The 11,401-nt window shown below is 73.2% G+C and carries 8 protein-coding genes; 2 read left to right on the top strand and 6 right to left on the bottom strand.

Annotated elements, in window-relative coordinates; all coding sequences use genetic code 11:
• The first annotated feature begins 256 nt into the window (after positions 1 to 256).
• Entirely contained in the window at positions 257 to 427 is a 171-nt protein-coding gene (locus CGE01nite_RS15615) for a YegP family protein (RefSeq protein ID WP_082156286.1), read from the top strand.
• 190 nt (positions 428 to 617) lie between these two features.
• On the opposite strand, the gene CGE01nite_RS15610 is transcribed toward CGE01nite_RS15615, so the two are convergent.
• Positions 618 to 1,370, bottom strand: a complete 753-nt coding sequence (locus tag CGE01nite_RS15610) for an SDR family NAD(P)-dependent oxidoreductase (protein WP_141371650.1) — start codon at positions 1,368 to 1,370, stop codon at positions 618 to 620.
• A gap of 130 nt (positions 1,371 to 1,500) precedes the next feature.
• On the opposite strand from CGE01nite_RS15610, the gene CGE01nite_RS15605 reads away from it, so the two are divergent.
• Positions 1,501 to 2,346, top strand: coding sequence for a helix-turn-helix transcriptional regulator (locus CGE01nite_RS15605; RefSeq protein WP_141371649.1), 846 nt, complete (start codon positions 1,501 to 1,503; stop codon positions 2,344 to 2,346).
• Between the two features lie 116 nt (positions 2,347 to 2,462).
• On the opposite strand, the gene mfd is transcribed toward CGE01nite_RS15605, so the two are convergent.
• From mfd to CGE01nite_RS15580, 5 genes are all read right to left on the bottom strand, one after another.
• Entirely contained in the window at positions 2,463 to 6,077 is a 3,615-nt protein-coding gene (gene mfd, locus CGE01nite_RS15600) for a transcription-repair coupling factor (RefSeq protein ID WP_141371648.1), read from the bottom strand.
• Positions 6,078 to 6,349: 272 nt separating this feature from the next.
• A complete protein-coding gene (locus CGE01nite_RS15595; protein ID WP_141371647.1) occupies positions 6,350 to 6,808 on the bottom strand; it encodes an FAD synthase family protein in 459 nt (152 codons plus the stop codon).
• Between the two features lie 94 nt (positions 6,809 to 6,902).
• Positions 6,903 to 8,318, bottom strand: coding sequence for a tyrosine-protein kinase domain-containing protein (locus tag CGE01nite_RS15590; RefSeq protein WP_048342295.1), 1,416 nt, complete (start codon positions 8,316 to 8,318; stop codon positions 6,903 to 6,905).
• A 45-nt stretch (positions 8,319 to 8,363) separates the two neighbouring features.
• Complete coding sequence (locus tag CGE01nite_RS15585) at positions 8,364 to 9,656, bottom strand: O-antigen ligase family protein (RefSeq protein ID WP_141371646.1); 1,293 nt, start codon at positions 9,654 to 9,656, stop codon at positions 8,364 to 8,366.
• 90 nt (positions 9,657 to 9,746) lie between these two features.
• Positions 9,747 to 11,401: PKD domain-containing protein (locus tag CGE01nite_RS15580; protein WP_141371645.1), on the bottom strand; the 1,655-nt coding region annotated here is incomplete at its 5' end.

Here is an 11,401-nt window from a genome sequence, read left to right as displayed (position 1 = left end):
ACCCGCTGGCTCGTCGCTCCCCTACCCGGCGACCCAGCGCTTGCTCCGGCCTCACCACCCCGAAGCCGGAGCAGACGCTGGGTCGTCGCTCCCCCACCCCGCCACCCAGCACCTGCTCCGGGGGTGACGACCGTTGGCCGGAGGGTGTGCTGGGTGGGGTGAGCCGGGTGGGTGAGTCGTCGGCGGGGGCTGGTCGTCGGCGCCGGGCGGGTGTTGGCTGGGCGCATCAGGCAACGACGCCCGAGTGGAGGCTCCCGTGAAGTTCGAGATCGTCAAGAGCGACAACGGCAAGTGGTTCTTCCGGATCGTCGCGCAGAACGGCAACGTGCTCGCCCACAGCCAGCAGTACACCGAGAAGGCGTCGGCCAAGTCGACGATCGAGTCCATCAGGAAGAACGCCGCCGGCGCGGACATCGTCGACGCCTGACCCCCCCACCCCCCACGCGACGCCGAGCTCCGTCCCTGCGGCGTGCCCGGACCGCGCCGCGACCCAGCGCCTGCTCGCCCTCACGGGGCCGGGAGCCGGAGCAGGCGCTGGGTCGTCCGTGACGAGGCAGCGGTTGCTCGCCCTCAGCGGGTCGGGGGCCGGAGCAGGCCCTGGGTCGCGGGAGGTGGGGTCAGAGGGACTGGCCGCCCGAGGCCTCGATGCGCTGGGCGGTGACCCAGGACATCGACGGCGACGTGATCGCCGCGACGACGCGCCCGACGTCCGTCGGCTCGCCCACGCGACCCATCGCGCTCACGCCCGCGATCATCGTCCGGTAGCTCTCGTCGTCGCGGATGACGCCGCCGCCGAAGTCGGTCGCCGTCGCACCCGGCGCGATCGAGTTCACCGCGATCCCCCGCGGGCCGAGCTCCTTGGCGAGGTACCGCGTCCACACCTCAACGGCGCCCTTCATGGCCGCGTAGACGCTGTACGCCGAGCCGCCCGTGAAGCGGGTCAGGCCGGTGGACACGTTGAGCACGTGGCCGCGGTCGACGAGCAGGGGTGCGAGCGCCTGCGTGAGCAGCACGGGCCCGCGCACGTGGATCGCGTGCAGCGCGTCCATGTCGTCGGCGGTGATCGACCCGAACGGGGTGTGCCCGGCCACGCCGGCGTTGTTCACGAGCACGTCGAGGCCCGCGGCACCCCAGCCGTCGAGCACGGAGCGCAGCGCGTCGGCGAACTCCTCGAACGCGACGGCCGACGTGTCGAGCGCGAGCGCAGCGGCCCGGCCGCCCGCCGCCGTGATCAGGGCGACGACCTCGTCGGCCGAGGTCCTGTCGCGGACGTAGGTGACGACGACGTCGGCGCCCTCCTCGGCCAGCGCGAGCGCGGCCGCCCGGCCGAGCCCGCGCGAGCCGCCGGTGACGAGTGCGGTGCGAGTCATGGGTGGTCCTTCCGTGGGGGTGATCCGTGCCCTCCACGGTGGGGCCCACCCACGGGCTGATCCAGGCCGCACGTATCCGGGGATGGGCGATCCCTGGCTGCGGGTCGACGCGGGGAGCGACGATGGGCGCATGGACCGACCCCAGCTCGCCGACTTCCTGCGAGCGCGGCGCGCGGCGCTGCAGCCCGAGGACGTCGGCCTGCCCCGCGGGCCGCGCCGGCGCACGGCCGGGCTGCGGCGCGAGGAGGTCGCCGCGCTGTGCGGCATGTCGGCGGACTACTACGGCCGGCTCGAGCAGGGGCGTGGTCCGCAGCCGTCGGAGCCGATGCTCGCGGCGATCGCGCGCGGGCTGCACCTCACGGTCGCCGAGCGCGACCACCTGTTCCGCCTCGCGGGTCACCACGCGCCCGAGCGCACGAGCCGCACCGACCACGTGGCGCCCGCGATCCTGCGCATCCTCGACCGCCTGCAGGACACCCCGGCGCAGGTCATCACCGAGCTCGGCGAGACGCTCGTGCAGACCCCGGCTGCGGCGGCGCTGCTGGGCGACCAGACCCGGTTCCAGGGCTTCGAGCGGTCGACCGTGTACCGGTGGTTCACCGATCCGTCGTCGCGCGACGTCTACCCGCCCGAGGACCACGACGAGCGCGCCGTGACCTTCGTCGCGGAGCTGAGGTCCGCGTACGCGCGCGCCGGCAAGGGCTCACGAGCGGCCCGACTCGTCGACGACCTGTCGCGGCGCAGCGAGCAGTTCGCCGCGCTGTGGGCGCGTCACGACGTCGACGAGAAGCACGTGCGCACCAAGCGCCTGCAGCACCCCGAGCTCGGGGTGCTGACCCTCGACTGCGAGACGCTGCTCGACACGGACACCGGTCAGCGCCTGCTCGTCTTCACCACGACGCCCGGCTCCCCGGACGCGGACAAGCTCGCCCTCCTGACGGTCCTGGGCCCGCGTCGCCTGACGCCTGCGCCCTGACGGGTCTGACCTCGACGCTCTGACCCTGGCACTCCGACGCGCACGACCCCGCGCCTGCTCGCGGTCTCGCGCGCGAGAACCTGAGCAGGTGCGGGGTCGCGCCCGGACGGGCAGGGTCAGCGGGTGGTGCCGACCTGGGCGGCCGCGGAGACGTCGGCCAGCACCACCGCGTCGATGAGCTGGCGGCACCACGTGAGGATCTCGTGGCCGTGCAGCGGCTTGCCGCCGATGCGCGCGGTCGTCGGGAACGGCACGAGCACCGTGCGGACCGCGGGCTTGAGGACCGAGCCCGGGTACAGGCGCTTGAGCCGCAGCTGCGCGGACTCGGGCAGGTCGAGCGGCGCGAACCGCACGAACTTGCCCTGCGCGGTGATGTCGCTGAGCCCGGCCCGACGCGCGTGGTGCCGGAACTGCGCGACCTCGAACAGATTGTCCACCGCCTCGGGCACCGGCCCGTAACGGTCGACCAGCTCGGCGCGGACCTCGCGCAGCGTCGTCTCGTCGGCCGCGACGGCCATCTTGCGGTACGCCTCGAGGCGCAGCCGCTCGTGCGCGATGTAGTCGTGCGGGATGTGCGCGTCGACGGGCAGCTCGATCGTGACGTCGGGCAGCTCCTCGGGCACGTCGTCGCGGAACGCCGCCACCGCCTCACCGACCATCCGGATGTACAGGTCGAAGCCCACGCCCTCGATGTGCCCGGACTGCTCACCGCCGAGCAGGTTGCCCGCGCCGCGGATCTCGAGGTCCTTCATGGCCACGGCCATGCCGGCGCCGAGGTCGGTGTTCGCCGCGATGGTCTGCAGGCGGTCGTGGGCGGTCTCGGTGAGCGGCTTCTCCGGCGGGTACAGGAAGTAGGCGTACGCGCGCTCGCGACCGCGACCGACGCGCCCACGGAGCTGGTGCAGCTGCGACAGGCCCAGCAGGTCGGCGCGCTCGAGGATCAGCGTGTTGGCGTTCGAGATGTCGAGGCCCGTCTCGACGATGGTCGTGCAGACCAGCACGTCGAACTTCTTCTCCCAGAAGTCGACGATCACCTGCTCGAGCTGGTGCTCGCCCATCTTCCCGTGCGCCACGGCGATGCGGGCCTCGGGCACGAGCTCGTTGAGCCGCGAGGCCGTGCGCTCGATCGACTCGACGCGGTTGTGCACGTAGAACACCTGACCCTCGCGCAGCAGCTCGCGTCGGATCGCGGCGGAGATCTGCTTCTCCTCGTACCCGCCGACGAACGTCAGGACCGGGTGCCGCTCCTCGGGCGGGGTCGCGAGCGTGGACATCTCCCGGATGCCGGTCACGGCCATCTCGAGCGTGCGCGGGATCGGCGTCGCGGACATCGCGAGCACGTCGACGTTGGTGCGCAGCGCCTTGAGCGTCTCCTTGTGCTCGACGCCGAACCGCTGCTCCTCGTCGATCACGACGAGCCCGAGATCCTTGAACCGCACGTCGCCGGTGATCAGCCGGTGCGTGCCGATCACGACGTCGACCGAGCCGTCCGCGAGCCCCTCGACGATCGCCTTGCTCTCCTTGGCCGTCTGGAACCGCGACAGCGCCTTGACCGTCACCGGGAACGCGGAGTAGCGCTCGGCGAACGTGTCGAGGTGCTGCTGGACGAGCAGCGTCGTCGGGACGAGGACCGCGACCTGCTTGCCGTCCTGCACGGCCTTGAACGCCGCGCGCACCGCGATCTCCGTCTTGCCGTAGCCGACGTCGCCGCAGACCAGCCGGTCCATCGGGATCGACTTCTCCATGTCGGCCTTGACCTCGTCGATCGTCGCCGCCTGGTCGGGCGTCTCGACGTACGCGAACGCGTCCTCGAGCTCGCGCTGCCACGGCGTGTCCGGGCCGAACGCGTGCCCGGGCGTCGCCATGCGCGCCGAGTACAGCCGGATGAGCTCGGACGCGATCTCCTTGACCGCCTTGCGCGCACGGCTCTTCGTCTTGGTCCAGTCCGAGCCGCCCATGCGGTTCAGGCTCGGCGCCTCGCCGCCCACGTACTTGGTGACCTGGTCGAGCTGGTCGGTCGGCACGTACAGCCGGTCGCCGGGCTGGCCGCGCTTCGACGACGCGTACTCGATCACCAGGTACTCGCGCGTCGCCGCGGCAGCGCCCGAGCCGATCGTGCGCTGCACCAGGTCGACGAACCGCCCCACGCCGTGCGCCTCGTGCACGACGAAGTCGCCCGCCCGCAACGCCAAGGGATCGACGACGTTGCGGCGCCGGCTCGGCATCCGGCGCATGTCGCGCGTGGACGAGCCGGCACGCCCCGTGAGGTCCGACTCCGAGAACACCGCGAGGCGCTGCGCCTCCGCGACGAACCCCGGTCCCACGGGCGCGGGCACGACCAGGACGACGCCGCCCTCGGGCTCGTCGTCGATCGACGCGACGAGCCGCGCGGGGCAGTCCGCGGCCTTGAGCTGCTCGACCATGCGCTGCGCGGGGCCGTGCGCCTCGGTCGCGAGCACCAGCCGCCACCCGGCCTGCTGCAGCGCGCGCACGTCGGCCACGGCCCGCGCGACCTCACCGCGGTACCGCTCGACGTCGCGCGCGGCCACGACGAGCGTCTCCACGCCGTCGGTCTCGCGCACGGGCGCGTCCGCCTCGGACTCGTCGGCACCCGCGTCGAGCGTGAAGCCCGACAGCGTCCACCACCCCAGCCCGCGCACGGCCGCGAGCGCGCGGACGTCGGCGAACGTCGCGAACGACGCAGCGGACAGGTCCAGCGGCGTCGCGGCACCCGCGGCGGCGGACGTCCAGGCCGCCTCGAGGAACTCCTGCGTGGTCGCGACCAGGTCGTGCGCGCGGCGCCGGATGCGCTCGGGGTCGACCAGCACGAGCAGCGCGTCGTCGGGGACGAGGTCCAGCACCGGGACCATGCGCTCGACGAGCGCGGGCGCGAGCGACTCCATGCCCTCCACGGCGATCCCCGCGGCGAGCTTGTCGAGCATGTCGATCGCGCCGGGCAGCTGCGTGACGAGCGCCGCGGCCCGCTCGCGCACCTCGTCGGTCAGCAGGATCTCGCGGCACGGCGGCGCCCACAGCCCGTGGTCCGCGATCTCGAGCGAGCGCTGGTCCGCGACCGAGAACCAGCGGATCTCCTCGACGTCCTCACCCCACAGCTCGATGCGCAGCGGGTGCGACTCGGTGGGCGGGAACACGTCGAGGATCCCGCCGCGCACCGCGAACTCGCCGCGCTTCTCGACCATGTCCACGCGGCTGTACGCGGCGTCGACGAGCCGGTGGGTCAGGTCCTCGAGGTCGACCCGGTCACCCACGGCGACCTCGACCGGCCGCAGCTCACCGAGGCCTTCGACGATCGGCTGCAGGAGGGCGCGCACCGGCACGACGAGCACGCGGATCGGCCCGGCCGGGCCCGGCTCCGCGGTGGGGTGCGCGAGCCTGCGGAACACCGCCAGGCGCCGCGCGACCGTGTCCGCGCGCGGCGAGAGCCGCTCGTGCGGGAGCGTCTCCCACGCGGGGAGCACCGCGACGTCGTCGTCCGGCAGGTAGCAGCGCAGCGCGTCGGCGAGCTCGTCGGCGTCGCGTCCCGTCGCGGTGGTCACGACCAGCGGGCGCCCCTTGACGTGCCCGCCCGCGCCGGCCAGCGCGGCCAGCAGCGGCGGCCGGACGCCCGCCGGCCCGACGACGTCGACCGCCCCACGCGCAGGCAGGGCCTCGAGCGCGGCGGCTGCGGCAGGGTCGGCGAGCAGGGCGGGCAGCAGTCCGGTCAGGTCCATGGGTCCTTCACAGCGACGGTCGTTCAAGCGACGGTTCGGGCACGAGGTTTCGGGCACGACGAGTCCGCCCACACCCGCGTGCGGGCAGCACGAACGCCCCCGCACACGCGGACAGCCGGTGCAGCGAAGAGCTGCGGCGAGCACCGGACGACGCGCTCAGGGGTGCGGCCACAGTCTACGAGCGGCCACCGACATCGCACCCGACAGCCGGACGGCACGCCTCGGACACCAGCGGCACGCGCCGCTGTCGCGGGTCGGTCAGCGCGGGTAGGTCAGCGCGAGCTGCCCGCGAGCTCCGGCGAGGACGTCCCGCCGCTCAGCGTCGCCAACGCACGCCGCAGCGCGGTGCTCGACGTCTGCAGCGTGTACGGGAAGTACACGACCTCGACCCCGACCTCGGCGAAGCGACGCTCCAGGGCCTCGCCCTTGGGCGTGCCGCGCCAGTCGTCGCCCTTGAAGAACACGTCGAACTGCAGCTCGCGCCACGTCTCGAGCTTGTCGGGGACGACCTCGGCGTGCACCGCGTCGACGAACGCGATGTGCTCGACGATCTCCATGCGCTCGACCAGCGGCACGACGGGCCGCCGGCCACGAGCCTGCTCGAGCATCTCGTCGCTCACGACGCCCGCGATCAGGAAGTCGCAGTGCTCCCGCGCCCGTCGCAGGATGTTCAGGTGGCCGACATGGAACAGGTCGTACGCGCCCGGCGCGTACCCCACTCGTCGTGCCATCCGAACCCCCAGGTCACTCGCTCGTCCGGGGCATTCCGGACAACGTCGAGACTAGGCGGTCACCGGGCATTTCCGACATGTGCGACAGGGTGAATTAACCCGTCTGGCCCGCCTTGGCGCGGGTGTGCGCCCCGTCGACGCGCTCGGAGCGGGGCCAGCGGCGCGTCCGCCGGCTCGGTGAGCCGTAGACGTAGGACTCCTCCTGAGCGGTGCGCGAGCGGTTCAGCACGGCCCCGACGACGCGACCGCCGCCCCGGTGGACCGCGTCGACCGCACGGGTCAGCTGCGGCCGCCGGGCCTTGTGCGCGTCGACGACGAGGATCAGCCCCGCGACCTGGCGGGAGACGACGACGGCGTCGGCCACCGGGAGCAGCGGCGGGGTGTCGATGAACACCGCGTCGTACTCGTCGGCGACCTGCTCGAGCAGCGCGGCGAACTCCTTGGACGCGAGCAGCTCACCGGGGTTCGGCGGCGTGGCGCCCGACGCGAGGATCGACGGCCCGTCGCCGAGGTGCTGCACCACCTCGTCGAACTCGGCACGTCCCACCAGGCACTCGGTGAGACCTGCGGCTCCTTCGAGCCCGAGCCGGTCGGCCACCGCGGGCCGGCGCAGGTCCGCGTCGATGACCAGCACGCGGTCGCCCGCCGCGGCCAGCGAGAACGCGAGGCGCAGGTTCGTGTGCGTCTTGCCCTCGCCCTCGACGGCCGACGAGACGGCGAACATGCGCGGTGCGCCGCGCTCGCCGACCATCTGCAGGTTCGTGCGCAGACGGCGGAACTCCTCGGCCTGCGGACCGTTGAGCACCGCGTCCCCGACGCGCACCTCGAGCTCGCTGCGGCGCACGCCGCGCACGACCCCGAGCAGCGGGACGTCGATCGCCGCCTCGAGCTCTTCCGGCCGGCGCACCCGCGTGTCGAACGCCTGCCGCACGTACGCGGCGGCCAGTCCGAGGATCAGGCCTGCGAGCGCCGCGGCGATCACGTTGCGCTCGACGTTCGGCGACGCCGGCCGCTTGGGCGCGACGGCCTGGTCCACGATCGTCGCGCGGATCGACGCCGTGCCCTCGGTCGTCGTCGGGGCGACCTGCGCGATGACCGTGGTCAGCTCGCCCGCGACCGCGTTCGCGATGTCCGCGGCCACCTGGGGGGAAGGGTTGGTCACCGCGATGTTGAGGATCGACGTCCCGTTGAGGGTCGTGGCCGAGATGCTGCCGGCCAGGGCGCGCGCGGACGTCGTCAGGCCCAGCTCCTCCACGACGGGGTCGAGGACGATCGGCAGCGACGCGAGCTCGGCGAACGAGAGCATCTGCGCCTGGGTGTAGTTCGAGCCCTGGTTGAGGTCCGACGCCGAGTCCCCGACGGTGAGCGCGACGAACAGCGCCGTGCGCGCGCGGTACACCGGCTCGGCGCGCTCGGACAGGTAGCCGATGCCGAGGGTGAGCACCAGGATCGGCGCCAGCACCCACAGCCAGTGCTTGCGCACGGCGAGCACTGCGTCGTGCAACGTCATGGGGTCTCACTCTCGTCGTTGATCAGCGATTGAACCACCGCGTCGTCACACGACGCGTCCGCCGAACGCGTCCATCTTGTGCAGATCCGGTGGCGTCGTGCTCCGCTCGTCCTGCGGCACGCGGGACCTGGCGCCGACCTGTGCGACGGCGAGCCCTGCGACGAACCAGAAGAACGTCGTGAACTGGGTGATGAAGGCCACCGACGTCAGCCCGGGCAGGATCGCGACGATCGAGATGAGCGCCGGCCCGCGGTGCCCACGCACGAGCGCGACGACCGCGGCCAGCGCGCCGACGAGCAGCAGCGCGAGCGGGATGAGCCCGTAGGTGAGCCCGACGAGGATGAACGCGGAGTCGATCGACTCGAACGACCCGAACGACTGCGTCCCCGCGGCGTCGCGAGCGCTCGCCGACGACTGCCCCAGCCAGGTCATGGTCGGCACCAGCGAGAGCAGGTCGCCGCGGTACTCCGCGCTGCCGGCCGCCTCGTCGCCCGCGCTCGAGAACACGTCCATCGCCAGTGGCGCGGCGATCACCACGCCGATCCCCAGGAGCGTCGCCGTCCCGATGCGGAACCCCCTGCTCACCTGCCGGCCGAGCAGGGTCACGCACAGCACCACGCCCAGCACCACGGACAGCATGCCGATGCGGCTGAACGTGAGGACCGCGGCGGTCGCGACGACGAGGATCGCGATCGCCTTCACCGCGGGGCGCAGCCGGGACACCCACACGAACGGGACCGCCATCGCCAGGCAGGCACCGAGGGCGATCGAGTTGCCGAACGCTCCCTCGACGCGCGGCAGGCCGCCGCGGTAGCGGATCCCGCTCCACCCCGCGTACATCGAGTTCGGGAACCGGATCTCGACGAACCAGTTGCGCCGGCCGACGAACTCGACGATCGCCAGCACCGCGACGACGACGAAGACCACCGCGACACACGTGCTGAGCCAGTCGCCGTCGACGCGCGTCCCGAGCCGGCCGACCAGGTACGGCAGGCCCCACCCGATGATCGCCGCGTAGGCCTGCGTCAGGCCCACGTAGCCGAGCAGGAAGGAGACGGCCACGGAGCCGATGACGACGATCGTGACGACGTCGAAGGCGAGCAGCCGGATCCCGGACCCGCTCCAGAGCGCCACGACGATCGCGAGCCCGATCGCCATCAACGGGGTCACGAGCACGCCCACCGTCACCGCGACCCACGGCGGCACGAGGCACAGCACGATGAGGTACGTCGCATACCCGGCCTGCGGGCGCGCGTGCACGATCAGCGTCAGGGCGACGCCCATCGCACCGACGAGGAGCAGCATGGACAGGCTGTCCGCGTTGCCCACTGCGGGCATCTCGAGCCTCCGTCCCGCCGACGACGGCTCAGTGTCCCCGTACGGCGAGGCGGTGTCGAGGCGGCTCGGCGGGTGAGATCAGGACGGCGATCAGGCGATCTCCGTCGCGCGCAGGTCGCGCACCGACACGACGACGGCGCCGGTCGTGCTGGCCGGGGAGTACGCGGCCACGCCGATCCCACCGGCGTCCTGGAGCTCGGCCGTCGTGTCGCTGGCGGTCGCCGTCCACCCCGAGGGCTCCGACTGCCCGTCGGCCCACACCTTGGCCCGCAGGTCCGTCGTGCCCTGCCCCTCGGCCGCGAACCGCACCCGCAGCGCCTGCCCGGCCACGTAGGTGCCCGGCACCGTGGCCGTGGCCAGGACCGTGTCACCGGCCGCGAGCCGTCGCACCAGCCGGACCGAGACCGACCCGGTCTGCGTCAGCCGCACCACGGCCTGGTACTCCGAGGTCCAGCCCGAGGTCCGCGCCGCCACCCACGTCGAGGCCACGCCCGTGTCCGACAACCGGTCGAGCGAGACCACGACCGAGACGTCCACGTCGCGCGCCGAGACCCCGTCGAGCCGCGTCCGGGGCGTCGAGCCCGGGTTCGCGGTCAGCCGACCCGCCCCGCCCGAGACCGAGTACAGCGCCGCCGAACCCGCCGTCGTCCACGCACCGCCGGTGTCGGCAGAGCCCCAGCCGCCCGTGACCGAGCGACCGAACGCGTCCGCCGCCAGCACGCCCGGCTCGGGCGCCACGACCGTCACGTCGTGCGACACCGCGTGCTGCGCGCCGTCGTCGTCCGTGACCGTCAACGTGACGGTGTACGTGCCGGCCGCGGCGTACTCGTGCGACGCCGTCGCCCCCGAGCCCGTCGCCGTGTCACCGAAGTCCCACGCGTAGCCGGCGATCGTCCCGTCCGAGTCGGTCGACCCCGAACCGTCGACCGACGCCGTCAGCCCGTCGGTCGAGGAGGTGAACGCCGCCACCGGGGCCACGTTCGGCACCGGCACCACGGCACCCGGCTCGAGGGCCGCGAAGTCGCGCACCGAGAGGACGACGGCACCCGTCGTGGTGCTCGGGGAGTAGCCCCCGACCCCGACCCCGCCGGCGTCCTGGAGCTCCGCGGTGGAGTCGGTCGCGGTCGCGGTCCACGCCGCCGGCTCGGACTGCCCGTCGACCCACAGCTTGGCCTTCAGCGTCGTCGTACCCTCCCCCTCGACCAGCAGCCGCAGCCGCAGCTGCTGGCCGGGCGTGTAGGTCAGACCCGTGACGTTCACGTTCGCGAGCGACGTGTCCCCGCCCGCCAGACGCCGCACCAGCCGCAGCGCGACGGCACCCGTCTGGGACACCCTGGCCGACGCCTGGTACTCCGACGTCCAGCCCGACGTGCGCGCGGACACCCACGCCTGCGCCACACCGGTGTCCGACAGCCGGTCGAGCGAGACCACCTGCGTCACGTCGACGTCCTGCGCCGAGACGCCGTCCAGCCGCGCCCGGGGCGTCGAGCCCGGGTTCACGGTCATCCGACCGGCGCCACCCGAGACCGAGTACAGCGCCGCCGAACCACCCGTCGTCCAGGCGCCACCGGTGTCCGCCGAACCCCAGCCACCGGTCACCGACCGACCGAACGCGTCGATCGCCAGCGCGGCCGGCGCCGCCTCCTCGACCGTCACGTCGTGCGACACCGCGTGCTGCGCGCCGTCGTCGTCCGTGACCGTCAACGTGACGGTGTACGTGCCGGCCGCGGCGTACTCGTGCGACG

Source organism: Cellulomonas gelida, from assembly GCF_006538725.1.
Lineage (GTDB): Bacteria > Actinomycetota > Actinomycetes > Actinomycetales > Cellulomonadaceae > Cellulomonas > Cellulomonas gelida.
Note: the sequence above shows the minus strand (reverse complement) of the source record. Positions and strands in the feature narration are given on the sequence as shown.

Bases quoted from the DNA above. Each gene is read 5' to 3' on its own strand.
- CGE01nite_RS15610 (WP_141371650.1), bottom strand. From the start codon at position 1,370: ATGACTCGCACCGCACTCGTCACCGGCGGCTCGCGCGGGCTCGGCCGG.
- CGE01nite_RS15605 (WP_141371649.1), top strand. From the start codon at position 1,501: ATGGACCGACCCCAGCTCGCCGACTTCCTGCGAGCGCGGCGCGCGGCG.
- mfd (WP_141371648.1), bottom strand. From the start codon at position 6,077: ATGGACCTGACCGGACTGCTGCCCGCCCTGCTCGCCGACCCTGCCGCA.
- CGE01nite_RS15595 (WP_141371647.1), bottom strand. From the start codon at position 6,808: ATGGCACGACGAGTGGGGTACGCGCCGGGCGCGTACGACCTGTTCCAT.
- CGE01nite_RS15590 (WP_048342295.1), bottom strand. From the start codon at position 8,318: ATGACGTTGCACGACGCAGTGCTCGCCGTGCGCAAGCACTGGCTGTGG.
- CGE01nite_RS15585 (WP_141371646.1), bottom strand. From the start codon at position 9,656: ATGCCCGCAGTGGGCAACGCGGACAGCCTGTCCATGCTGCTCCTCGTC.